Raw genomic sequence first — 24,897 nt, 5'->3', positions numbered from 1 at the left:
TACCGCGGAAACTCAAAAATTCCACTGTATAGCGACACTATAGTTTTTAGGTGCCGCGAGGGCCTCCAGACGGCCGAAGTCGTTTGGAAATTGAGAGAGTGCGTAGACCTCGTCAGTCAGGTTTTTAATCGAACCAACGACTCGCACGTCCGGGTCTGCCAGCAAAAAGCTCCCCCTGGCGTTAATCACGTGGTATTCCTCTTCGATAAACACCGTATTCTGAGCCAGGTAGGGATACCCCGAGTTATAGTAGCCATCCACCGTGAGCTCCAGCAGGCCCAAATCAAAGCTGAAGGTTTTGCTCATCGCTACTGAGGCACTGTACTCCGGTGTTCTCACCATACGATTGCCAGTAAAATCCTGCCCTCCTTCGAACATTCCCGTTTCTTCATTAAAACCCGATCCATCCTTGTAGTCGGTGTAAATTCCATCCAGATAGGCGCCACTGAGAGTCAATGCAAGGTCATCGACATAGGGTTCCAGTATCAGCGTACGCAGGTCAAAATCGATACCCTGTATTCGAGCCGCGCCGGCATTTTCAAAAGACACTGCACCGCCGGTAAACAGCGAGGTAAACTGTACCTGCAGATCTTCGATTTCTGTTTGAAACAACGCGGCATTGATGGCGAAACCACCCGAGCTTGAGTATTTAACACCAAGTTCGTAGGCAACGACTTCCTCGGGACGAGCGTAGTCAATATCATCGGTAATATTGATCGTATTAAATGTGCCACTCTTGTAACCCTCCTGCCAACTGAGATAGATCAGCGTTTCATCCCTTGGCGTAAAATTGAGGGAAATTTTTGGCGAAAAATTCGTCGTTTCAACATAATGCTCTCCCGCACCGTCATTTCGCCAATCGAACAGCTGCTCAGTGCTTCCATCGGCAGAGCGCGTTGATACCGTAGATTCCAGTACCTCTCGCTCCTCCTCTTGATAGCGGCCACCCAAAGTCAGCTCGAACCAATCCGTAAATTGCAGCGACGTCTGCAGAAACACTGCGTAGGATTCCGTCGCGAGGAAGCCCTCCAGAGCAAAGTTAAGACCATTAACCAGAGGCAGTGCGTCCAGCTCATTGCGCAGTGGATCGGGCAACATTTTGATTAATTCTCCAAGCGGAACGGCCGACACCTGCCCCTGCTCGCCCCCCACCAACGCCAATTGCGGATCGAGTCCCGCCACACTATCAATGTAGTACAACCCCCCGATCCAGCTTAACCAACCCGCACCCCAGCTGTCGTCATTGGAAAGAAACTGTAGCTCAGCGGTTTTTACATCGGAAAATACTGGCGACCCAAAAGATATAATCGGCTCATTGGTGCCGTCGAAGTCTGTCAGCCCCAGATTCTCGATGCTCTGACTACTCAAAATCAATTTGCTGTCCGCACCGGGGAAATAGGCATTTATCTCCGCATAAAAAACTTCACTGTCAATGTCAAAATTAATGGGCGCATCCACCGATGCAGTATGGTTGCGTGGTTGCGCCTCTCCCCCAAAAGTCTCAACCAACGATGAGGGCTGTGTATTCGGCGATAGCGCCGTGTTAAACCCCGCCTGATCGACCCTGACTGCGGCAAGCATGAGATCGAGATGTTTGAAAAAAAACTTCGTTTTTATTCGGTAGCCTTTCGCGACTTCCTCGGGAACGTGTTGCTGCGTGGACTCAGGATCAAAGGTGTAGTAGTTGTCCGAGACATCGTGGAATACCGCAACCGTTGCCGCAAAGACATCGCCCGCGGGGACATTAATCAAGGCTCGAGCCTTCTTCGTCTCGAAGCTGCCATAGCTGAAGTCCAGCGACCCGTACAATTCTTCCAGACTAGGCGTTTCCGTCGTAATACTGATCGCGCCACCCGTGGTATTGCGACCAAACAAGGTGCCTTGTGGCCCTTTCAATACTTCGATGCGTTCAACTTTTCCGAAAGACTGAGCAAGTCCGCTGGAAAATGGATAGTAAACACCGTCAATGTAAGTCGCCACGCTGGGATCTGCCATCAAAAAGGCGTCGGAGCCAACGCCGCGCAAATAGACTATCGCAAAGCCCGTAGCGGAGTTATAGGTGAGTCCAGGCGTGATGGCTTGCAGATCGGTGGGGTCATCCACCCCCATCGCCGACAATAGCTCGCCACTGAATGCCGACACCGACACTGGAACATCCTGTAGATTTTCTTCCCGCTTTTGAGCCGTCACCAGAACCTCTTCTATCAAGCGGTTTTTACTCTTTCTCACTTTGGCTTCTTCCTGCGCCCACGAGCCTGACGCCAATAGAATGGATAAAACCAACAGACTAAATACCCTGAACCATTCTGACCTGAAATCAGCTTCTACGAGTTTTTTCATAATCACCACACTCATTTTTATTAGTTATATGGATTAATCTACAACGCGCTCAGGCTTTTTTTACGTTATTGCACACCTCCCTGTGCAATCGAAAACACTCAGTCGTTAAGCGACCGAAATCAACAAGACAATCAATGGCTGAACTGACGGCAGCCAGTTCAGCCCGCTTCGATATCAATAGTCACACCGACTAACACCCATCGAACAGGGAGTACGTTTCAAGATCATCAATTGCTGCACCGAATCTGGCCATGGTTTCCAAAATCACCTCTTTGGGTTGCCAGCCATCCTGCGTTACTGCCCAACAGATAAATCCCCACACGGGCCAATGCCGATACTCCAGCCACGCGTCATCCACGCTCATACCGTGATCCACACCCTGCCCACGCAGACAATCAAGGTAATGACTCAGCAAATCGCGCTCATGCCGGCGTCGGTCATCAATGCCCAGACTACAGCCAATAACATAGGCTACCTCTCGTATTGGACGACCCCGCCTCACCAGCTGCCAGTCCAGCCACCCCAAGCGATCGCCCAGCCAGTAGCTGTTGCCGAGATGGGTGTCGCCGTGAATGAGGCAGCGCGGCGCCGTGGACTTAGCTTCGCGTACCACGAGAGCATCGACTACCTTCGCCATTTTCGCAGGGTTATTACCGTAGGCCGACAGCGTCGCCGCCCGTTCCGGTGGCGCCAGCAAGGCCTCCATTCCCGGCACACCTCCCTGGAAATTGATAAATTCCGCGTCGATGGTGCCCGTCCCCTGAGCGAGTGGCAGCCAGCTCATTTTTTCAAGATCACTACTCCCCCACCAGCGAGCATGCAGGGAGGCAAACTCTGCCAATACCGACGCCAATTGATCGACACTCAGCGTGGCCACATTGCTGCCAAAGCGGGCCTGCTTCTGCACCAGGTCTTCCATCAGAATAATGCCCTGCCCGTTAGCGGCGTCATAATCTGAATAGTAGGAAGCGGGTGCCAACATATCGATGCCTGGCCTGATGTGCTGATAAAACTGTGCTTCCACCGCCCACAGACCGGCGGCAAGCGTAAAGTCAGCATGGCTTGTCCAGTTAGCCTTCACACACAGGAACTCCGGGAGCCCTGCTTCAATCGCTGCGTGATTACGATCGACACGCACCCTTATCCGGCTGGAGGTCCCCTCAAAGATGTCAACCACTTCGACATCGTTAATTTCTACAGCGGCGCCATAAGAGGACAGTGCTCTTGTCAGCCACTCCGGCGTCAGTTCTTTAATATTTTTCGGAATTTCAACATTCATTGCACGCTTCTCCTATCAATCCATACCAGGCCACGGTTGGGTAATTTCACCCGCTGGCTCCAAATCCAGCATGGTCGCGAGATATTGCATACCGGTATTGTTGTGCAACATCCACTCTGACTCTGCAGGGAGGCGTCCCGCATTTTTCAGCATGCGCGATAACCTCAGCACGATTACCGCGAGTCGATAGGCATTAAACGCCAGATAAAAACGCATATTTTCAGCTTTTCGCCCGATAACGTCCTCCCAACCAGCGACCAGCTCTGCCGGTGAACCGACCCCCTCCAGACGAGGAATTCCAAGGCTCACCGTTGTCGCTCGATCCATACACGCCCACCACGCCAGGTCGAGCTCAGCTCCGCCCAACGACACCATCTCCCAATCCAGCACCGCGTTGCAGCGAAGATCCTGGAAAGACATATTTCCCAGTCGCGCATCCCCCCACGACAATCCCGTGGGAGTCGAATCGGGATAATTGGCTTTTAGCCAGTCAATCGCGCGCTGTACCACCACTGGCAAGCCTTCAGGGGCCGCCCATAAACCGTAATCAAGGTAATAGCTAAACTCCTGATCAAAGCCGCTAACCCCCCTTTCCGGCCGCTGCAAAAATGCCAGCGAATCAACATTCGTTCGATGTACCGCCACCAGACTTTCGATAGCGCTGCTAAACATGGCGCGGCGTTCACTGATCGTTAAATCCACGACCCAGCCGTTCAAGTGGAAGGGTGGATTATCAGCGGGCACTTTGCCGTCGATACACTCCATTACGTAAAAGGATTGCCCCAACAATGAGTCGTCGTTTTCAAAGCCGTAGACGGCAGGAACCGGCACGTCTGACTTTACTTTAAGGACATCAACGACATTGTATTGCTGCCGCAGATCGGCATTCATGTATAAGCCGTTGGGAGTGTCGCACTTTATGACATAGCTTTTTGGCGCGCCGTTTAGCATTGCCTTAACAATTAACGTCTCGCTGGAAACGCCGCTCCCTCCGGGCACATCTATGCTCGTAATACGAAACTCTCCGGTTAATCCCAATGCTGAGCTCAGCCAATGAGTAAGAATTTCACTAGTCGACTCCGGGTCGCGCTTAAGCGATTGCGTGGGCACACCAATATTTTGCCTTTGAACCTTGCTCACATAGCACTCCTTGTAAAGTTATTATCCTGGGCCTGTTAACAGGCCCCAAGTACCTGATTAAAAGCGATTGGATTTTTCTGCCAGTCCTGTGGTCTCTTCTCCATTTACACGCCAGCGTGCAAATGACGGTGCAAGGATCAAATTTTCCTCCCGGGTGTCTGCGCCAAAGGCCATGCCCCAATCGTCAGACGCCGTCGCATACACAGTACGCTCAACCACACCGGTAAATACATGCTCGCCGATGGCGCTGCGTAACACGACTTCCAGTGGCTCTCCGCTCAAGGTAATGCGATCTATCTTCACGGGCGCATTCAATATATCGGCATGGTAAAGCTGCCCCTTGTCAACGACATAAGCGACAGACAAAGTGGTAGCGCCGTCGGGCGTCCACATCGACATCAAGCCGAAACCTGCGCCGCTGGGAAAAGCTGCAGTGAACAGATTGTGGCCACCGTAATGCTGCATCGCATGTCCCCTCTGCCCACGGGAGTGATCGCGAACCCCCATCGCGTCCAACACCACGGTGCGACCATTGAGTTCAAGCTCTCCCCGACAACGAATCAATTGCTGATAGTGCTGATTTGCCCAGGATTGATCCTCCATACTGCCCCGCCCAGACGATGCCATCGCACTTTCTCGGGTGTCCCACACCGGCGCAACACAGGCCACGTCAAGCTCGAAATTCAGTAGGCGTTTTACTCCATCGCGAACTCGCCCGGACATCATTTCGGCATTGGAGGAATGCACAACGACACCGTCAAACACTACCCGCCAGCGTTGAAAAGGGGAGACACACTGGAAACTCAACGAACCACCGCCGGGGCGGCATTCCGGTGGAGTGCGGTGATAGGATGTCATCCACAGCAAGCCCTGATTTTCCGGCAAGGAAATAAGCACCTGATCTTCCCACAAGCCGAAATCGTCAGGGCAGGTGCCCAAATGTAGCCACATGCCAATATCAGCAGACGCGTCATAGCAGGACAGCATGTAATTTTCAGCGTAGCGGTATTCACCCGAGGGCTCTGCCAAGGCGAACTCTCTCTCGGGGTCAAGCGATCCGCCATAGTTAACATCGATTTCCATAACCACTTCCTTTTATCTACCAACCGATAATGCAATCAGCGCGAGACACTACGGCGCCGAACTCTATGTCACGCATTCCTGGTCCGTCAGGGCGTCATTCAGGGTCTCTCTCAAGCTGTAGCGGGGCGCAAAGCCCGTCGCCCGCAATTTGCTATCGTCAAACAACGCATGGGTACTCATTGTTTCAACCATAAATCGAGTTAACGGTGGCGAACTGCCGTAGGGAAATACGAACTCAAGGAAGCGTCCCAGTGCCAAGGCCACTTTCTTCGGGATGTTCAATAACCGGCTCGAACGACCCAGATAATGGTCCAACTGCTGTTTCAGCTCGATCCAGCTCATTTCATAGCCCTGCACAAGGAAGACCTCAGGGGATGAACACTGCAGGTCAAGAAGATGCACAAATGCCCTTCCCACATCTCTTGCGTCAGTATTTGAGTATCGCCAATTGCCGCCGTCGATCACCGGAAAGAAGCCCTTCTCCAGCGAACCCATCAACGCGGGTAGCGCCGAAGAGTCCCGCTTACCCAAGGTATTGGATGGCCTGACTATAATAAGATTCGTGCGTGCAGACTCAGCCAGCGCAATCAGCACTTCTTCCCGTTGCCTGGCAATGCGGCTATAGCTATATTTCGGTCTAAGGGGGTAGCTTTCGTCAATTGGATGCGCCGGTCGATCCGCGCCGTAAACCATGACAGTACTGAGTTGCAGAAACTTGCTCGCCCCGGCGCGCTCTGCGCAGGTAAAGATACGGGAAGTGAGTTCAACCTCAACCTTCGCGCGTTGACGATCACTTAGATGCATTCTGGTATCGGCGATACAATTTACAACGCAGGCTCCTTCGGAAATAACTTTTTCGATCGCGGATTCCGTGAAATCCAACTCTTTCACGAAACAGGAAATTGAATGGAGAAATCGTGCATCACTTCCCCGTCGTACCACACCTGTTACCGAATGACCCGCGAGAATAAGCTGCTCGACCACGTGGCTACCCAGGTATCCTGTAGCGCCAAACACAACAACTTCCATACATAAAACCTTTCAAGCGTCCAGCCTTCCCTACACCCAATATGGAAAAGAAAGCTGATGATGTTGGCGGCACCGGACAAGAAAGCACCGCTGCCCCGTATTCGGAATTTAATGCGGTGACGACCAACTAAGCGGTAATTTTTCAATGCCATTTACCTGCCCCGCCACGGTAATCGCGGACTGTCCGGGCTCAATCTGAAAATTCGGAATACGCGACAGCCACTCTTCAAGGAATACCGTAATTTCCATCCTCGCCAATGTGGAGCCGACACAACGGTGAATTCCCATGCCAAAAGCGGCGTGACTGGCGGCGCTGTTGGGTCGGTTAAAATCAACAGTTAATGGATCACTGATAAAGCGATCGTCTACTCCATAAAGCCCATTCGGCACCTGAATCATGTCACCTTTTTTCATCAAAACACCGCCTAGCTCAGTGTCTTCGGCGACGTACCTAGACAGATTTACAATACCGTGTAGACGAAGAATTTCATCGATAGCTTTGGGAATGAGCGACGGATTATCGATCAACTGTTGACGGTGCTCCGGGTTTTCGGCAAGAAATTTGGCGGTAAAGCCCAGAATAGCCGCGACGGTATCCAGACCTCCGAACAACACCACCGTCAACATGCTTTGAATATCATTATGGCTTAACGGCTTTCCGTCTATTTTAGCGTTGACGATATCACTGATCAGGTCGTCGCCCGGTTCACGTCGTCGCTCACGTATCCAGTACTCCAGATAGTTCATCACATGGAGAAAGGAGGTCAGAATATGAGTAGGACGCTTCGATCTAACGGCAGCTTCGGTCCAACGCAATAATTTTTCTCTATCGCTCTGAGGCAGGTCAACAAGCTGGAGAAATACTGCAATAGGAAACCTCTTTGCAAAATCCTCGACAAACTCACATTCCCCACGAGCGTAAAATCCGTCGATGATTTCTATGGCGATTGAGCGCACGCCTTCGCGCATTCCCATAACGGCTTTAGGCGTTAGCCGTTTGGCAATGATTGCGCGATACGGCCCGTGCTCGTCCGGCCTCGCTTCCAACGGCAGCAACTTGATGGGTTTGGCACCCTTCGGCAATATGATTTGGTCGCTGGAAAATATCTCTGGCGTTTTCATCACTTTGGCGATGTGCTCTGCCCGCGTTACCACCCAATGACCGCCATTCTGCGGCGTCCAGAATATATCCGGCTTATTAAACATTTCCCGCCAGGCGGAGTGAATATCGCTGTTACTACAATCAATAGCGGAAAAATTAAAATCGATCTCAAGCTCTGCGGGAACATGAGAAGGCCGCGCTGCTCGCCGGCCACTGCCAAGCGTACTCACTGTTTGTGCTGCGCCTTTTACAACGACACCGAAAATCCAACCCCACGACTCAGCGAGTTGGATATAGCGGTTATTCTGAATTTTGCTTACGCGATGCGCCATGTCCATAGGGATACCTGTCACTATTGCTTTTTTATGTATACCAAGCCGAGCTAATAAATAACGGCCACTACTCTCACTGCAAAACTGTACAGTTGTATAACCAAGTGAACACTTAAGACGATTCAAAATGCGGTTCTCAACGAGCCCGAAAAACGCCTACACCACTAATGAGCAATCACTACTGTACAGTTGTACCACTTTAATCGCACTTTCCCAACGGCAGATAACTTACTTCAATGTACTCAGGATTAGTGTTCTAGTGGACGAGCAATCCTGCTCAGACAATACCAATCAATATTTATTATTCATTTTAATATGTAAGCCACCAATAACTTACTACTCGTTATTTATAATGTCAACGTCGTAGAATTAATACTCTCGAATGATCACTGCTAGCCAATATCATGCACTACTCAGCACAGTACATGACCTCACTTTTAATGTGATATACCCATGTTTACTATGCTAAATCAGCAACTGACTTTGGCCGGGCACCGAGGCCCCCCGCCCCTTACGACAACGAAGATACATAATTTGATAAATAACAGTTAATCAGTAAGCTACGCCGTCCACCCTCCGTCGACATTCAGGGTTTGCCCGGTAATAAACCTGGCGCGCTGAGATGCCAGAAACAACACCGCTTCAGCGACATCGCCGGCTTCACCTAATCGACCCAACGGTGTCGTCTTAATGGCTCCAGTGATAAAGCTCTCGGGAATATCACCGGACTCTCGCCCACTACGCGTTATGCCGGCATCCATCACGCCGGTTCCCACCACGTTGGCTCTCACGCCAAGGTGCCCCTCTTCACGAGCAACACCTTTCACCAGCGCAGCAATCCCGGACTTGGGCACTACCGATAAGGCGTCCTTGATGGGCCACTTATCCAAACCACAGCTACAGCAAGCAATATAAGACCCCCGCGCTGCCCGAACATGGGGCAGACTTGTTTGAAGTATATGAAAGAAGCCCATTACGTCAGACTGCATGTGAAACAGCATATCTTCCGCTGCTATTTTGCTGATATAGCTAAGATAAAGGGGTACGCCCGCGGCATATACCACTGTGTGAAGCCCCCCAAAGGCTTCGGCCACGGATTCTACAGCCGTCTTGATAGAACCTTGATCCATCAAGTCCAGTTGGTAGGCAGAAACCTTCGCACCCTGTTCCACAAGCTCAGCTTGCAACACAACGGCGGCATCGCGATTGCTATTGTAGGTAAAGGCTACGTGAACCCCATTGTGTGCCAGGCGGCGCACAATCTCCCGTCCGAGCCCACCAGTGCCACCCACAACCAGCGCGCCACCCACTTGAGGAAAATCGCTTTCCCCTGAAGCTGCTCTATTCATAATTTCTCCCGAGAGATCCGGCGGAAGCCAGACCCCATAAAATACAAATCTTTACCACTCGTGCACGCCGTCGTCAGTTTCTGTCGCCGTTGAGAAGACCGCGCAAGTTGTGCGACATCACCTTTTCACGTGCATCGGCACCCAGACAAGAAAATTCATTCAAGTAATCCAGCGGCGCCTTCAAGCCCTCCGGGTGAGGAAAATCACTGCCAAAAACGATACGCTCTACGGGCATAAGCTGCGACAGCTCAGCCACGTTGTCCTCATAGAAAGGAACGACGAACACATTGCGATGGAACGTATCAACAGGGTTACGCTTGAATGCCCCAGGCATTTGTCCGTACACCTTTTGCCATTGTTTAAGGGCAGGAGCAACCCAGTGGGCACCGTTTTCTACTGACATGACTCTTACGTTGGGATGGCGGTCGAATACGCCGTGGCAAATCAACGCTGAAAGGCTATCGGCAATAGCGCGCCCCAGAGCATCGAGACATTGCTTGAAGGGATCCATATCAAAGGCGATCCACTCATTGGCGCCACCTATCCAGCGACGACTCATTATATCGTATCCAGAATCAGAGGCGTGCAGGCAAACAAAAATGCGAGCTTCAGCAACCTTCGCCCAGAACGGGTCAAACTCCTTGTCACCAGGGGAACGACCACCGCGAATTCCCGGCACTGGGGCCGGACGTATTCCCACAACTTTCGCGCCTCGGCGCAACGCCCTATCGAGCTCAGCCACCGCCAGATCGACGTTTGACAGATTAATCATAGCCACGGGGTTTAATCTTTCATCGCGACTAAAGCCCCATTCGTCTTCTATCCAGGTATTCAATGACTGGAACAGCGCCGCTATTGTCTCCGGTTTGTTGCCAAGGCGCTCCTCGATTATTGATGCCAACGTGGGAAATACCAGCGTCGAATATATCCCCTGCTGATCCAGCTCGGCCACTCGCCCGGTCCTGGTTCGCCACGAATCGCGCGGCGTAATTGGCGTCCCGGAAAGCTCACGGATCGACAGGCCCTCATGGTTTTGCCCGCGATACCACTTCTCGTGGGCACCCGGCTCGGCAACCACGCTAAAGGTCGGATTGGGAATGTAGTCCGATATTACGCCATCCAATGCGATCTTTTTTCGCGTTCCAATCTCTACAAACTGAAAATCTCTGGAAAACTTTTTGGGTAGATGGCGCAGAAAAGCATCCTCCGGCTCATAAAAATGGCTGTCGGCATCATACACAGGAAAATCTATAGCGGGGTTAGTCATGAGGTATTCTCCCTTTATAATATTAGTCAGAAATGGTATTTCCGAGGCTCTGCAAAAGATCGGAACAAGTACCAAAGGATTGACAGAACACAGTCAGTGCACGGAAGTAGTGGCTGATGAGAAATTCGTCCGTCAGGCCGATGGCGCCGTGAAGCTGAACGCCTTGAGCGGCTACAAAAGACGCGCTCTTACCCACGAGATACTTCGCCTCGGCAACCGCCACCTTGAATTTTTCCGGAGACTGATCGACAAAACACAACGACCGATGTGTGATAGCCCGAGCTTCCTCAAGGGCATTCTTCATATCAGCCAGACGATGCTGCAAACTTTGAAAGCGCCCGATAGGCACACCAAACTGAGTGCGCACCTGCAGATAGTCGGTTGTGTGCGACAGTACCGCCTCCATCATGCCCAACGCTGTCGCGCAGTACCCCATAAGGGCGACGCTTTCAGCCCGCCCGTATCGTTCCACCAAATCAGCGGATTCGCTGATAAGGCAATCTTTCGCCAATTGCAGGCCGTTAAGCTCAAGGAAGCCAACCCGTGAGCCATCGAGCTGTTCCCACTGTTTTAACTCATTCGAAAGTTGCTCCACTGGAAGGGAAAACAGTCCGCAACGGGCGCTGTTGTTATCCATCGCCGCGATCACAAGGACATGGCTTGCTACCGAACTGCCATACACCCTCAACGGCCCCCCGGACAAACTAAATAGTTCAGGGGAAATAGACTCCGCCCTTACCCCGGGTTGAGGCTCTCCTTTGAAGCCCAATGCCGCAAACGAGCGTCCTTCAGCAATACCCTGCAACGTGCTCTGAGCTGATGGTTCCGACAACCCTTCCAACAATGCCGTCGGCGCCATCGACAATGCCCAGAACGGTTCCACAACCAGTCCGCGACCAAACTCTTCAGCAATCAAACAGGCTTCCGAGAATCCGGCACCCACACCACCAAGCTCGTCGCAAATCGCCACGCCAATCCACGACCCGGCCACCAACTGTTCGACTATTGCCGGGCAAGGTTCTCCGCTGCGTCCATATTCGGTTCTGACATCGAAGGGATAGTTACCGCTCAAAAAGCGTCGAACACTGTCCCTGATTTGCTTCTGCTCGTCATCCAGTAAAAAATTCATTTCTGTTGCTCCAATGCCAGTTCAGACGTTCCCAAGCAGGGCCCTGGCGATTATATTTCGCTGAATTTCGTTACTACCGCCGTAAATTGTCGTCGCCCGTCTATACAGAAAGTCTGCCGCAACGCCGTGGGCCTCCGCAGGCCCCGGCGGATACTCTTCGCCCGGGCGCTGTGTATAACTCGGGTAGTAGAGCGCTCCGCTGGAGCCCAATAGCTCCATCATTAGCGCACCTATCTCCTGCTGCATTTCAGAGCCCTTGATATGCAGCATCGAGCCAGACTCCCAGTTCGACAGCCTCTCCCCCTTGCAGGACTCGTGTTCATTCATCGCCCTAAGAGTCAGCATCTCCAGGGCATGCAATCTGGCGGTAATGTCTGCAATTTTTTCTCGAAAGACGGGCCGGCTTATCGCTGGCTCTGCGCCATCTATCTGCAGCCTGGCAATCTGCAATAGCCGTTGCAGCAGTGCCTTGTTCCGTGGTATTTCGGCACTCCATGAACGCTCGTTCTCCAGAAGAAACTTCGCATAAGACCAGCCCTTCCCTTCTTCACCCACCAGACCATCAGCGGGAATAACAACATCTTCAAAATAAAATTCATTTAATGTGTGACCACGTTCCATTGAGTAGATCGGCTTCATGGTGATACCAGGGCTATGGGCGTCTACCAGAAAAAATGAAATTCCCCGCTGGGGCTTCACGGTTTTATCGGTGACAGCCAGCACAATCAACCAGTCTGCATACTGACCGAAAGTCGTCCAGATTTTATGGCCATTCAGACGGTAGCTATCGCCTTCCTTCGTCGCTGTGGACGTCATCGAGGCGAGGTCTGAACCCGCATTGGGTTCTGAGAAGCACTGTCCCCACCAGGTTTCCCCATTTTTAATCAATGGTAGATGGCGCTGGATTTGCTCAGCGCTGCCGAAGGTGTATATCACTGGCCCGGTCAGAGACAATCCCACCACTGGCCGCTGGGGCGCACCGGCGGCTAAACATTCTTCCTCAAACACCAACTGCTTTGCCGCTCCCCACCCGGTGCCGCCAAACTCCACCGGCCAGTTGCTCGCCGACCAGCCTTTTTTGCAGAGTATTTTCATCCACGCAAGCACATCAGACTTATCTTCGTGGTAGCAACGGTGGCCTCGCTCAGCCATATCTTTCGGCAATGCTGACGATAGAAACTCACGGACCTCAGCCCGAAAGGCGTCCAACGATTGATCCAATACAAAATCCATAGGTCTTCCTCAATAGTTTCGCAGTACGGCGGTAACGTAAAGCGGCGATACCACGCCATCACCTCCCGTCCTACGGAAACAACCTCGCTATTTCCGTCAACTTGACCTTTAGCGTCGACGTTCTTGGCAGGCTTTCAACTATCTTCCATTGCGCCGGCACCTGATAAGCGAGCAGTTTACCTCGAACAAATTGATCGAGTTCATCCACACTTACCTGCGCATCCCGGGCGAGTTCAATGGCCGCTACCGGTACCTGACCAAGTGTTTTATCGTCAATGCCGACTACCGCCGCGTCCAGCACCGCAGGATGCGTCCGCAGGCAGTCTACGACTTGCTCGGGAAGAACTTTAAACCCACCCCGATTTATCGAGCCGTCACCACGCCCCTTGATAAACACAAAGCCGTCTTCATCCACCGCCGCCAGATCCGTTGTTCGCACCCAGTCGGCGCCCAGTCCGTTTACTTTGGCTTCCAGCCAACCGGTGTCACCCGGGGGCAAGGGTTGCTCCGTGGTGACATCAACCACTCGCACCTCCACCCCGGATATAGGTTTGCCAGCACTTCCGGCTTTGCTCAAACCAAACTGTTTACGTAGCTCAAAGGTCCAGCTAATGATCGTTCCGCAAAATTCTGTCGCGCCGTAAGCCCAAAGCAGCGGAATGCCATAGCGCTCCTCAAAACGCCGCTGCAATTCCGGCTCAAGCGGACCTGCCCCGCCGGAAATAACCTGGAGACACGACAAACGTTCCTTGGGTACTGCAGCATCGAGCACGATGCGCAATACCGCAGGTTGCACAAACAGGATCATCGGCTGATAGCGATCTATCGCTTCCAGCCACTCATCGAGATTGAATTTTTCCAATAGGGCAAAGGGACGGGTCAAGACACTCGCAGTGACCACCTGGCACAGACCGCCAATGGTGCCGAAGGGCCAACTGACAATCTCCGCCGACCGAGCGACTTCAGGCCCAACGGCCAGAATACTATCCAGCGCGCGCTGAACCACGGTAAACGGCATGATTGTCCTCGACGGAGTACCGGTTGTACCGCTGCTAAGCACTTCAAATCCGTTGGATTCCGTACGGCGGTGATCATCACTATGCCGATAATCACCGACCGCCGAGCAACTGCTACCGCGTTCGGAGGGGAGCACGATGCCCAATACCCCCTCACGCTCTACCATTTCACTCAGGTTGCTCGCCCAGTCATCGCTGTCTCCAACAACAACACCAAGCTGTAACTGTTTAACGTCTTGCGCCAGAGCCTCAGGAGATTGATACACATGCACCATCGTAAGACGCCGATCAAGGGCTATCATGCCAAGGATAACCGCCGCATGCGGTGGTCTGTTCCTGGCAATCAAGCCCACATTGACTGACGACTCGATCCCAGCGCGGGAAAGAAGTTGGTCAATCGACGCCACAATCGTGGCACAGTGGGACCACAACCACTCGTCACCCCGGTAGGACAGTAGCGTTTGGTGATTATCCTCCCTCAATAGACCTTTCAGTTTCTCTCTGATATCACTCATAGACCTAATCTCACAAACTTGGACGATACGAACCACAATCTGAATCAATCACACTCAAATCCAGAGAACGGCGCAACAACCATCCCTCAACTCGGCACCAATTCACCCAACACCGCGCCCACCTCGTAGACTTCGCCTTCCGCCGCGCTGATCCTGAGCGTCCCAGTGCCGGGGGATGGAATGTCCTGCACTGACTTGTCACTTTCAAGCGCGAACAGCAAGTCTCCCTCGGCGACTGCTGTACCGTCACTGACCAACCATTGAGCAAGCTTGCCTTCACTCATGGAAAAGCCAATTTTCGGCATCAGTATCTTTACGGTCATAGGTACTACCTCTTATCAAATTGTTGTCGACTATCTATTGATGAAAGCTATTTAAGGAGCAAACGTGCTTCAGTTTCGAGATCCTCGACCGACGTCATGAAGGCGAGTTCGAGAGGACGGGAATACGGCACTGGACAGGTTGGCGCCCCTGCGCGACGCACCGGAGCTTTAAGGCTTGACCAAAGTTCCTGTTGCACCACCGCAGCAATCTCGGCGCCCACCCCGAAGGCCTTCAACGCTTCATGACTGACGACTAGACGCCCGGTCTTGGCGACTGATGTAAACACTGTTTCCTGGTCCCAGGGGCTAATGGTTCGCAAATCCACAACCTCAACGCTTACACCTTCTGCTGCGAATTTTTCGGCGACAGACAGGGCGATACTAACCTGCGCGCCGTAGCAGACAATAGTCAGGTCGCTGCCCTCTCGTACCACTTTGGCCTTGCCCAACGGAACGCGACTACCTTTTTCCGGCGCACCACCTTTCACCGAATAGGAGAGAAAGTTCTCGATAAAAATGCAGGGGTCATTGTCGAAAATGCACGACTGTAACAAGCCATACGCATCCGCCGGATTGGAATACGTCACAACTTTCAAGCCCGCTGTATGAGCAAACCAGGCTTCCAGGTAATCGGCATGCTGGCCGGCCGTAGACAGACCCGCACCGGTCGCCATGCGTATAGTCAACGGCACCTGCGTTTGCCCGCCTGACATAAAACGCAATTTCGCCGCATGATTAACAATCATATCCATGGCGACCGTCGCAAAATTCATCATCATGATTTCCAGCACCGGACGCATACCATTCAAGGCTGCACCGATACCGGCACCCACAATAGCCTGCTCAGAGATCGGTGTGGAACGTACCCGACTATCGCCAAAACGGGTAGACAGACCAGCAGTTACTCCTGCCACGCCTCCTTCCTCTGGGTCGGCGATGTCTTCTCCCAACAGAAATATCGAATCATCCTGCTCCATTGCGTCAGCCATAGCTGCATTCAACGCCTGAATTACTGTGGTTTGCTCTTCAGTATTTACCATGTTCATTCTCCCTATACCGCGCTGGCGACGACGTCTTTACCAAGTTCATCCACATCTGGCCACGGCGCCGACAGGGCAGCCTCTATGGCCTGTTTGATTTCACTATCAATTGCTGCTTCCATCTCTGTAAGTTCTGCGTCACTGGCAATTCCTCTGGAAATCACCAAATCCCTCAGCTTGGGAACAGGGTCATTCTCCATGGCGCGTTTTTTCTCTGCTTGATCCATGTATCCGTCCTGATCACCAAATACATGGCCGTAGAAGCGAAATGTCATGGCCTCTATCAACACAGGCCCTTTTCCGCTTCTTGCGTGATCGATGGCTTCTTTGGCGGCGTTATACATTGCTATTGCATCGTTCCCATCGACGTGAATACCCGGCATTCCATAGGATGCCGCGCGATCAGAGACTTTATTAACCGATGTCGCTTTAGCGAAGGTTGTGTGCTCGCCATAGCGATTGTTTTGGCAGACGAAAACAACCGGCAATTTCCATATCGAAGCCATATTAAGAGCCTCGTGAAACGCGCCAATATTTGAGGCGGCATCGCCAAAGTAAGCCACACTGACATTATCGAGATTTCTGAGTTGGTACGACAGCGCGAGACCGTTGGCGATGGGAAGGCTGGAGCCTACGATTCCTGTGGTAAGCATACATCCGCTTTCCGGATGAGTTATGTGCATAGGCCCGCCCTTGCCCTTACAGGTGCCGGTTGCCTTACCCGCATACTCTGCCCACAGGGCATCAACGGGAACACCCTTGCACACCATATCGTGCATACCTCTGTAGATCGTACAAATCGTATCGTCATCCCTGAGGTTCACCGACATCGCAGCCGGAATAACCTCCTGCCCCCGGGGTGAATAATAGATCATTGGCAGCGTGCCATTCATAATTACCCGGCGGGCATTTTCATCGTTGATTTTTGCCAGAGCACATTTTTTGTACAGCTCTAGCAACACCTCATTGGTCGGGCCTTGCTGATTATCCATGATACAATCCTCTTACTTGTGTAATTTCAACGTGGACCAACTGCGCTCTATGGTTAACAAAACAGAACTGTCAGACACACAGACGAAAATAATCGACGAAGCCGAAAAGCTCTTTGCAAGTCGCGGCTACTACGGTGTTTCATTACGCGATATTTCCGGCAACTGCGGTATATCGCTGAATCTTATTCGCTACCATTTTGGCTCCAAGGACGATCTCTTCCGCTTTGCTATTCAACGCCGAACCAAAACAATAAACCGGGTTCTGCTCTCATCATTGAACAAGGTTCTTCAACATTCATCACATCCGTCAATACAGGACGTCGTGTCGGCCTACGTTACTGCCTTTGATGTGATGAGCTCCAGGAAAAACAAGTGGCGCACCTACCTCAAACTACTGATTCACTGCGACAGCCTTATTGATAAGCCTGAACTTATTATCGGTCTGCGCGAAGCCTATCAGTCTGTGTATGAACGCTACGTCGCCGCCTTTGAGAGCTGCGGTTTAAACAATAAAAATGCCATTTGGGCGGTGTACTTCATGCACACCGTCGTCGGCCAGTCAGCTGTCGAGGTCTACTCTATTTCCCATCTTTCCAACAACGTCTGCGACCCCAACAATGATCCCAGTCACACACAGCGAAAAATACAATTCATTGCCAATGGCCTAAGTACACTTGTCAACTGACAGTTGACTCACCCCACGGTTAACAATACTTCGCGCGGCGCGTCGCCCGGAATAGATACAGTCAGCCAATGATGTTCCGCTAACATAAAAGCCTGATGGTATACCCGCTGCACAGCGCCCGGCGGCATACAGACCATCGATGCAGCTACCATCATCCCGCATAACACTTCCCGTAGAAGGCAATACCTTCAAACCACCCATAGGTATCGAAGGACACGGGAAATATCGGCTTTTCGTCGATATATCCAGCGCGTAAAAAGGCCCTTTGGAAAGCGGCTTCAAGTACTTTTCCGACTTACCAAAGGGCTCTTCGCCTTGCTCAGAATATTGATTGTACTGTTCTACAGTATTCACGAGGCAGTCGGCGTCGATGTCACACACATTCGCCAGTTTGACCAAGGTTGAAGCCCTTTTTGCACCCAGCAGCAAATTGACTAACAGCGGTGCACCGAAGGTTCCCCAGCTCTGATTCGGGCGAGGCAGGGCCTCCCACAGCGCATTCTTATATCCCTGACTATCAACTACCACCCAAGCGCTATCCTCTTGATCCTCTACAATCGCCCGGCCCAGATGGCCAAGATAAATATCTTCTGCGATAAACCGCCGCCCCGACCGATTTACCACAATGCCCTCAACAAAGCTGACAGGCGGAGAAATTGACCGCCAGGCAGACACGCGACCCATTAACGTCAAAGCGCCACCGACACTACGGCCTAGCTGCATACCGCTGCCGTCACATCCGGCCGCACCCAATGGCAAGGCATCTCGGTAGACGGGGGCGTATTCTTCGATCATCTCGCGATTGAAGGAAAAACTACCGGTAGCCAGTATTACCCCGTCGCGCGCCCGTATTCTGCGGACGACACCAAACTGATTTTCGATTTCGCGCAGTCTACGGAGCGTCTTGAAAGTCAGCGCTGGTATGAACCTCTGATAGCGATTAATTTTCCGCACCAGTGACATATGTCGTCGCCAACCCTTGCTCCCGCGCGGGATTGAGCGTACCTCGACCCCGATCACCGCCCCTTGCTCATCCACCACCAGGCTTTCGACTCGTGTATGGCGATAAATATCTACTCCCTTACGGGTTGCGTTATCGATCAAGGTCTCTGCCAACACCCGCCCCGTAAAGCCTTTGCCTTTTACGCGGTGCCCACGGGGCGCAGGACGTGCGAATCTCTTGCTGCTATTCGCCCGTTCATTGCCAGAAAAATAAAGGTCATAGTTACAGCGTGGATAAGAACGCTTTTCCATATCCACATGACTACCAAACTGAATTCCCAAATTTTCTAGCCAGCCGATAAGGTCACTGCTGTTTTTACAGAAATCCATCAACAGGCTATCATCTACAGCGTCGCCGACCTCGCTTTTCAGATAGGCGAACATGTCTTCAACAGTATCGGTGTAGCCAGCATTAGCGAGATGTTCTGTAGCTCCCGCGTAAACAATTCCACCACTTAGCGCCGTTGCACCACCACCTTCAAATCGTTCCACGACTGCAACACTTTTCCCGGCATCACGTAACGCTATCGCCGCGCTGGCACCCGCTGCACCCAGGCCAACAACCACGACATCGGCCTGCTCATGCCATTCAGCGCTATCCAGCCCGTCGCAAATGCTAGCCCCCCTCACGTAGCTAAGTAGTGGCGATCCTGTCTCGACACTATTCATTTTTCTCAAGATTCCTGACCTATGAACTTATCGAGAACCTGGTGGAAATGAATAATTTGGTGCTCCTGCACCGGATTAGGACGTAACCTGGTGATGCTATCGGATTGCAGCCCCTTCTGGACTTCCTCCATATTTTTTACATCTTGCATCAACAGGAATGGAATATTGTCAGAGTCCTTACGCCAGTTTTCGTAATACTCTGTCTCTACTTTCGGCGCCTTTCCTTCTCCCCATGCAATAATGGCATACAGGTCGAGAGTACATTGGTTCGGGTTGTCATTGTGGGGGCGCGCACGCATAATCAAAGTGCCATCGTAGCCCAACACCAAGCTCATGTTTGGGAATATATTCCAGTCAACACCGATTTTTGCAGCGGTTTCTTCGTCAACAAGTGGGAAAAACGCCTTGTCATTTTGGGCTGCCATATACATGGCCCCTACCGCCGCCTCCATAATTTCCTGTGGCCCCACACCCGCTTCCAGCGATTCTACTGCGGCAATACCAGCGTCCATGGAGCGCTTCGATTGCTGGCCATTACGGGATTTATCTGCGGTTTGATCAAAGGTCTTGAAAAACTTCACCACTGCTGGCCGAAAGTCTTCGGGAAATTCCTTGCCAGTGCGATGAGAAGGAGCCCCTGGCGGCCGCTCCCAGGTGTAAATATGATGTCCATGCAGACCCTGAGCCTGACTGTAATTGCTTTCGTCAATCACCGGAAGGAATTGAGGGTGCACACCCATAACATGGTAGCTCTCCATAAATGCTTCCTGAGCTACTTTCCAGTTGCAATTCATCAACAGCGTTTTCTTCCAGCAATACTGCATATTCTCGAATCCCAGCACACTGAGACAGTCTGGAACAGGACTTATAAATTCATCAAAGTCCATGGGGTTCTTGTCGAGATTGATAAATATAAAGCCGCCCCATTGCGCTGTGCTTACTTCATTCAACTTTAAATTTTCATCACTCATATGCTCGCAACCGTCCCAATTGTCGCGATCAAGAACCCGCTTGAGCGACCCGTCTATCTCCCATTGCCATGAGTGAAACGGACAGGTGATATGGGCAACGTTTGCCGGCTTGTCAACGAGCACTCTTCCACGGTGAGGACAGACATTGTGAAACGCCTTAACGGTGTTGTCTTTTTGCCTAACGATAAGCACCGACTGGCCGGCAATATCAAACACCGTAACACTTCCCGGTCTGGGAATATCTTCGTTGCGACAGGCCCACAACCACGTCCGCTTCCAAACCGATTCCATTTCCCGCTTCGCAAATTTATCTGATGTATAGCGATCGGTAGCAATGTAATTTTCATTCAGTTCGCTGTTTGTCTTTTGATGACTTGTCATTATTAGCTCCGGATTTTATCAAGCACGTCTGTTCGTAGCTTTCGCAAATATTGCGCTCGCGTTTATCGCCACTACGCCAGCGGGAAAAAGGCTGCTGCACCGGTTATCGTCTCGGTGTATTCACATAAGGCATGTCACAAAGAACCAACCCAAAACTATACAGTCGTACAACGTAATTTCATCCTATCGGCTCTGTTAACTTTGTGTCAATACCTGGTAGGCTTAGCGTTGAAAATATCGGAAAATAAAATCAATCGATTGATTTATTACTTTCCTAAATGCTTACCGGACAGGGGCAACCAATGCAAAAACCCGAATAAAATGGTCAGCACGACGCTCTTGTACATCGCTCCCTCATATAGCTTCACGCGGTTATAAAATATTATAACTTCGGCGACATGAGCGATTAGAACTGCTCCGACAAAATACACACAATAGCGCGCAAGTACGTGCTCATTGAAATAATATGTCGCCGGAATAGCCAACAAATAAATTCCTGACAAAAGGTATTTAAGTATTTTTATCATTCAAAAATTCCAGTTTATCGATAGACTGTAACTTTTCGGCGGCGCCAGAGCTTCAATACTGCCGAAGTCATTCGGGAACTGGGAATAGGCGTGGATCGTTTCGCTGAGGTTACTTCCGGACAGCGTAAACCGAATGTCTTCTTCTTCGAGAAAATAGCTTATCCGCGCATTAAGTAGATAGTACTCTTCTTCATTGTAGGGATCGCCCTGAGCAAGGTAGGAATAGCCAGAGTTATAGTAGGCATCTGCCGTGATTTCGAGAGGTCCTTTCCAAATATCAAACAGTTTACTGATCGCCACTGTGCCGGAAAATTCGGGAGTACGAACAACTGGCACACCGGTGTAATCCTGCCCCTCTTCGTAGGCTCCGGTCTCTTCATTAAAGCCTGTTCCGTTTTGATAGTCGGTATAGATTCCGTCGATATACGCCGCGCTCAAGGTCGCGATAAAGTTGTCAACGCTACTCGGTATCAGTGCAACTTTGGCGTCAAATTCTGCACCGCGGATTCGAGCCGACCCCGCGTTTTCAAAACGCACGGTACCGCCGGCCATCAACGAGACAATTTGCACCTGTATATCATCAATAGTGGTTTCAAACACTGCAGAGTTAATTCGGTAGTTACCTGAAGCGCTTGTGTACTTAACCCCTATTTCGTATGCGGTGACATCCTCCGGTCCAGCGTAATCAATATCGCTATTTATATTGAAGGTGTTGAAGGTACCGCTTTTGTATCCTTTTTGCGCAGACACATAAACCATCGTGTCTTCCATCGGGTAAAAGTTAAACGATACCTTTGGCGAGAAGTTCGACGACTCCGCTGACGTCGGCGCTTCACCATCATTTTTCCAGTCCATTACCTCCGTGTAACTACCGTCGGTATTTGTCAGGCCAAAGCTCGACGCTATAACATCACGCTTTTCCTGCTGGTAGCGACCGCCGACAGCGACCTCTGACCATTCGTTAATTGTAAGCGTGGTCTGCGCGAAAGCGGCAACCGACTCGGTGGCTATCGACCCCTCCAGGTGAACATTTACCCCGGATGTCAAGGGAACAGGCCCGAGAAAGCCAGACAGCCCGGGCACGGTGCCCACCAGGTCGCCGATCGGCACGCCCTGGGGGCCGAATACTGCCACCTGACCTGTCTCGCCACCAAACAATGATAACTCAGCCGACACACCCGCCAGACTGTCGATATAGTACAATCCGGCGACCCACTCCAACCAGCTGCTCCCCCAGCTATTTTCATTTGACAACAGCTGAAGTTCCGCGGTTTTAACGTCTGAAAAAACCGGCGCACCAAAATACGCAATTGGGGCATTGGTGCCATCGAAATCTGTTTTACCTAAATTTTCGATACTTTGGTCGCTAACGAGCAGCTTGACATCGAAGGCGTCGAAGTAGCCATTTGCCTCTATAAAGTAAACGTCGCTATCGATGTCGAAATTGATCGGCGCGTTGACCGAAGCGGAGTAGTCACGGGGCTGCTGCTCAGCCCCGAGTGCTATCGCCAGATCCGAGGGGTCAGTATTCGGTGCAAGTGCCGTGTTGAACCCACTTTGGTCCACCGCGACCTTGGCGAGCAAGATATCGAAATTCTCTGACAGGTTCGCCTTGAACTTAACGCGATACCCCTTGGCGACTTCATCGGGCGATCGCTGCTGAGCGGATTCCTCATCGAATCGCATATACTGCTGCGCGCGGTCTGTGAACGCCGCCAGTGTTACTGCGATATCATCTGAGACCGGAACATTTATATTGCCCCGAATTTTATTGTAGCTTGCGCTATTTTCCTCGTACCTGCCGTAGGTATAAGCCACCCCACCGTAAACGCTGTCGAAAATAGGCGTTTCAGTAGTAATACTTATCGCACCGCCAGTGGTATTGCGGCCAAACAAGGTACCCTGGGGGCCCTTCAGCACTTCGACCCGTTCAACTTTACCAAACGATTGCGCTAATCCACTGGCAAAGGGGTAGTAGATATTGTCGATATAGGTGGCCACACTCGGATCAGCCATCAAAAAAGCATCAGACCCGACTCCGCGCAAATAAACGATAGCAAAGCCCGTGGCCGAGCTATAGGTCAACCCAGGGGTAACGGCTTGCAGGTCAGTCGGATCATCCACACCCATCGCCTCCAGCATTTCACCACTGAAGGCCTGAACCGAGACAGGTACTTCCTGTACATTTTCTTCTCGCTTTTGAGCGGTAACCACAACCTCTTCAAGCAATCTATTGGCTCTTTTCGGAACTTCTCCGGATTCCGCAAGTACTCCTACACTGACCGACGACAGTACCAGCATTGAAATAACGTCTATGCGCTTGATTCGCATCAAGTGATTGTTGATCCACGAGAAGACCACTACAACTTCCTCTTTTTATTATCATGAGAGAAGAGTCCACCTGTTGAATTTCCAGGCATCCACTTGCACGAGCATTTATACAGTCGTACAACTCAATGCCATCCTATACACTTGTCCAATTCACTGTCAACCACTAAGTGACGACCCGTAAGTTTTAATATGCTTGCCAAGTAAATCGGGCCAACGCCAATCCGCCAGCCCTACAAATATTCAGCTGATAGCGCAGCGGAATAGCACGAGTGACAATGCAAATAAGCCAAAAATCGTATTCATTGTGATTATCCACGCGAGTATTCGGCGCAACTCCCTGCCACTGCCCTTCGGCGCACGGTGGGCTCCCGTCAGGTGCTCCAGCATGTGTCGCCCCTGACTGTCTTTCCAGGTAAGCACCAGCGCCTCAATCACGCCGTACAAGGCAAAGGGCACCACCGGAAAAATCAACGGGTAGCTGCCGCGATCTGAATGTATCGCCGGTCCGAATACTTCGTAGTAGGTCCACCAACCTACCACCGCAGAAAAGCCCTCCACCAGCAGATTCCAGATATAGAAAAACGGCGCGGCAATTACGATAACCACCAATACCCGACTCCAGCCGGGCTTTGCCGCGCGCAAACGGTCGACCAGAAACCAGATCAAGGAATAGATCGCCAGGAAATACCAGCCGTAGGCGGCGGGCATAAACAGGGGTTTGTTGGGTGTGGTGTAGGGCAACTCGATAGGAAACAGGGCGAAGGACGGCGAGTAGACCAGAAACGCCCCCCAGTCTGCGGGAAACTCCAACCAGAACATCGACGTCGCACCGATAAAAATCAACGCATAGCGACTCAACTGACCGTTTTGAAGGTAACTGCGGTAAAAATACACTGCCAGCGCCAACCAAACGATGACAGAGCCTATCTCAAACACCCAGGGCGCCAGCGGCTGCCCCACCGCCCCGTCGGCATCGTGCCCGATAGAAAGCCATAGCGAACTCATAAAATATCCTCTTTATTATTGATCAACCCGGACTCGCGCGAATAACTTACACAATGTAATTTATTATATCAACATTGTGGAATTTAATACTAAAAAAAACCGACGAGGGGAGTCGCCGGTAAAGATACCACTTTGAAATCTGATCGCGCGCCACTTT

General features: G+C 51.5%; 20 protein-coding genes. 1 reads left to right on the top strand and 19 read right to left on the bottom strand.

Annotated features, from left to right (window positions below; translation table 11 throughout):
* Positions 1–12 precede the first annotated feature (12 nt).
* From HCU74_RS03000 to HCU74_RS02935, 14 genes are all read right to left on the bottom strand, one after another.
* A complete protein-coding gene (locus tag HCU74_RS03000; protein ID WP_168448904.1) occupies positions 13–2,340 on the bottom strand; it encodes a TonB-dependent receptor in 2,328 nt (775 codons plus the stop codon).
* Positions 2,341–2,530: 190 nt separating this feature from the next.
* Complete coding sequence (locus tag HCU74_RS02995) at positions 2,531–3,619, bottom strand: phosphotransferase (protein ID WP_168448903.1); 1,089 nt, start codon at positions 3,617–3,619, stop codon at positions 2,531–2,533.
* A 15-nt stretch (positions 3,620–3,634) separates the two neighbouring features.
* Complete coding sequence (locus HCU74_RS02990; protein ID WP_168448902.1) at positions 3,635–4,759, bottom strand: phosphotransferase; 1,125 nt, start codon at positions 4,757–4,759, stop codon at positions 3,635–3,637.
* A 57-nt stretch (positions 4,760–4,816) separates the two neighbouring features.
* Positions 4,817–5,842 (bottom strand): 6-phosphofructokinase, encoded by a 1,026-nt coding sequence (locus HCU74_RS02985; protein WP_168448901.1) that lies wholly within the window; start codon positions 5,840–5,842, stop codon positions 4,817–4,819.
* Positions 5,843–5,905: 63 nt separating this feature from the next.
* Positions 5,906–6,871 (bottom strand): NAD-dependent epimerase/dehydratase family protein, encoded by a 966-nt coding sequence (locus tag HCU74_RS02980; RefSeq protein WP_168448900.1) that lies wholly within the window; start codon positions 6,869–6,871, stop codon positions 5,906–5,908.
* A gap of 108 nt (positions 6,872–6,979) precedes the next feature.
* A complete protein-coding gene (locus HCU74_RS02975) occupies positions 6,980–8,431 on the bottom strand; it encodes a cytochrome P450 (RefSeq protein ID WP_168448899.1) in 1,452 nt (483 codons plus the stop codon).
* A 434-nt stretch (positions 8,432–8,865) separates the two neighbouring features.
* Positions 8,866–9,654 carry an SDR family NAD(P)-dependent oxidoreductase gene (locus HCU74_RS02970; RefSeq protein WP_168448898.1) on the bottom strand — a complete coding sequence of 263 codons (789 nt, stop codon included), beginning with the start codon at positions 9,652–9,654 and terminating at the stop codon, positions 8,866–8,868.
* 73 nt (positions 9,655–9,727) lie between these two features.
* Positions 9,728–10,921, bottom strand: coding sequence for an amidohydrolase family protein (locus HCU74_RS02965; protein WP_168448897.1), 1,194 nt, complete (start codon positions 10,919–10,921; stop codon positions 9,728–9,730).
* A gap of 22 nt (positions 10,922–10,943) precedes the next feature.
* Positions 10,944–12,050 carry an acyl-CoA dehydrogenase family protein gene (locus HCU74_RS02960; protein ID WP_168448896.1) on the bottom strand — a complete coding sequence of 369 codons (1,107 nt, stop codon included), beginning with the start codon at positions 12,048–12,050 and terminating at the stop codon, positions 10,944–10,946.
* 21 nt (positions 12,051–12,071) lie between these two features.
* On the bottom strand, positions 12,072–13,283 hold the full coding sequence (locus HCU74_RS02955; RefSeq protein ID WP_168448895.1) for an acyl-CoA dehydrogenase family protein: 1,212 nt from the start codon (positions 13,281–13,283) through the stop codon (positions 12,072–12,074).
* A gap of 70 nt (positions 13,284–13,353) precedes the next feature.
* A complete protein-coding gene (locus HCU74_RS02950) occupies positions 13,354–14,814 on the bottom strand; it encodes an ANL family adenylate-forming protein (RefSeq protein WP_168448894.1) in 1,461 nt (486 codons plus the stop codon).
* 86 nt (positions 14,815–14,900) lie between these two features.
* Complete coding sequence (locus tag HCU74_RS02945) at positions 14,901–15,137, bottom strand: lipoyl domain-containing protein (RefSeq protein ID WP_168448893.1); 237 nt, start codon at positions 15,135–15,137, stop codon at positions 14,901–14,903.
* 47 nt (positions 15,138–15,184) lie between these two features.
* Positions 15,185–16,177 (bottom strand): alpha-ketoacid dehydrogenase subunit beta, encoded by a 993-nt coding sequence (locus HCU74_RS02940; protein WP_168448892.1) that lies wholly within the window; start codon positions 16,175–16,177, stop codon positions 15,185–15,187.
* Positions 16,178–16,188: 11 nt separating this feature from the next.
* Positions 16,189–17,169 carry a thiamine pyrophosphate-dependent dehydrogenase E1 component subunit alpha gene (locus tag HCU74_RS02935; protein ID WP_168448891.1) on the bottom strand — a complete coding sequence of 327 codons (981 nt, stop codon included), beginning with the start codon at positions 17,167–17,169 and terminating at the stop codon, positions 16,189–16,191.
* Between the two features lie 31 nt (positions 17,170–17,200).
* On the opposite strand from HCU74_RS02935, the gene HCU74_RS02930 reads away from it, so the two are divergent.
* On the top strand, positions 17,201–17,854 hold the full coding sequence (locus HCU74_RS02930; RefSeq protein WP_210425081.1) for a TetR family transcriptional regulator: 654 nt from the start codon (positions 17,201–17,203) through the stop codon (positions 17,852–17,854).
* Here the strand turns inward: HCU74_RS02930 and HCU74_RS02925 are convergent.
* From HCU74_RS02925 to HCU74_RS02905, 5 genes are all read right to left on the bottom strand, one after another.
* A complete protein-coding gene (locus HCU74_RS02925) occupies positions 17,834–19,525 on the bottom strand; it encodes an FAD-binding protein (RefSeq protein WP_246864398.1) in 1,692 nt (563 codons plus the stop codon). The two genes, HCU74_RS02930 and HCU74_RS02925, sit on opposite strands and share 21 nt — an antisense overlap.
* Positions 19,526–19,530: 5 nt before the next feature.
* A complete protein-coding gene (locus HCU74_RS02920) occupies positions 19,531–20,877 on the bottom strand; it encodes an aromatic ring-hydroxylating oxygenase subunit alpha (RefSeq protein ID WP_168448888.1) in 1,347 nt (448 codons plus the stop codon).
* A 266-nt stretch (positions 20,878–21,143) separates the two neighbouring features.
* A complete protein-coding gene (locus HCU74_RS02915) occupies positions 21,144–21,404 on the bottom strand; it encodes a hypothetical protein (RefSeq protein ID WP_168448887.1) in 261 nt (86 codons plus the stop codon).
* On the bottom strand, positions 21,405–23,765 hold the full coding sequence (locus HCU74_RS02910) for a TonB-dependent receptor domain-containing protein (RefSeq protein WP_168448886.1): 2,361 nt from the start codon (positions 23,763–23,765) through the stop codon (positions 21,405–21,407). It abuts the gene before it with no gap.
* Between the two features lie 210 nt (positions 23,766–23,975).
* Complete coding sequence (locus tag HCU74_RS02905; RefSeq protein ID WP_168448885.1) at positions 23,976–24,740, bottom strand: hypothetical protein; 765 nt, start codon at positions 24,738–24,740, stop codon at positions 23,976–23,978.
* Between the last annotated feature and the right edge of the window lie 157 nt (positions 24,741–24,897).

Origin of the sequence: Spongiibacter thalassae (assembly GCF_012272835.1) — a bacterium.
In the GTDB taxonomy this organism is placed as follows: Bacteria; Pseudomonadota; Gammaproteobacteria; order Pseudomonadales; family Spongiibacteraceae; genus Spongiibacter; species Spongiibacter thalassae.
This window is presented reverse-complemented; position numbering and strand designations above follow the sequence as displayed.

Excerpts from the sequence above, each read along its gene's own strand:
- HCU74_RS02935 (WP_168448891.1), bottom strand. The coding sequence starts at position 17,169 with ATGGATAATCAGCAAGGCCCGACCAATGAGGTGTTGCTAGAGCTGTAC.
- HCU74_RS02985 (WP_168448901.1), bottom strand. The coding sequence starts at position 5,842 with ATGGAAATCGATGTTAACTATGGCGGATCGCTTGACCCCGAGAGAGAG.
- HCU74_RS02925 (WP_246864398.1), bottom strand. The coding sequence starts at position 19,525 with ATGAATAGTGTCGAGACAGGATCGCCACTACTTAGCTACGTGAGGGGG.
- HCU74_RS02950 (WP_168448894.1), bottom strand. The coding sequence starts at position 14,814 with ATGAGTGATATCAGAGAGAAACTGAAAGGTCTATTGAGGGAGGATAAT.
- HCU74_RS02970 (WP_168448898.1), bottom strand. The coding sequence starts at position 9,654 with ATGAATAGAGCAGCTTCAGGGGAAAGCGATTTTCCTCAAGTGGGTGGC.
- HCU74_RS02960 (WP_168448896.1), bottom strand. The coding sequence starts at position 12,050 with ATGAATTTTTTACTGGATGACGAGCAGAAGCAAATCAGGGACAGTGTT.
- HCU74_RS02965 (WP_168448897.1), bottom strand. The coding sequence starts at position 10,921 with ATGACTAACCCCGCTATAGATTTTCCTGTGTATGATGCCGACAGCCAT.
- HCU74_RS02980 (WP_168448900.1), bottom strand. The coding sequence starts at position 6,871 with ATGGAAGTTGTTGTGTTTGGCGCTACAGGATACCTGGGTAGCCACGTG.
- HCU74_RS02945 (WP_168448893.1), bottom strand. The coding sequence starts at position 15,137 with ATGACCGTAAAGATACTGATGCCGAAAATTGGCTTTTCCATGAGTGAA.
- HCU74_RS02995 (WP_168448903.1), bottom strand. The coding sequence starts at position 3,619 with ATGAATGTTGAAATTCCGAAAAATATTAAAGAACTGACGCCGGAGTGG.
- HCU74_RS02905 (WP_168448885.1), bottom strand. The coding sequence starts at position 24,740 with ATGAGTTCGCTATGGCTTTCTATCGGGCACGATGCCGACGGGGCGGTG.
- HCU74_RS02920 (WP_168448888.1), bottom strand. The coding sequence starts at position 20,877 with ATGACAAGTCATCAAAAGACAAACAGCGAACTGAATGAAAATTACATT.
- HCU74_RS03000 (WP_168448904.1), bottom strand. The coding sequence starts at position 2,340 with ATGAAAAAACTCGTAGAAGCTGATTTCAGGTCAGAATGGTTCAGGGTA.
- HCU74_RS02915 (WP_168448887.1), bottom strand. The coding sequence starts at position 21,404 with ATGATAAAAATACTTAAATACCTTTTGTCAGGAATTTATTTGTTGGCT.
- HCU74_RS02940 (WP_168448892.1), bottom strand. The coding sequence starts at position 16,177 with ATGGTAAATACTGAAGAGCAAACCACAGTAATTCAGGCGTTGAATGCA.
- HCU74_RS02955 (WP_168448895.1), bottom strand. The coding sequence starts at position 13,283 with ATGGATTTTGTATTGGATCAATCGTTGGACGCCTTTCGGGCTGAGGTC.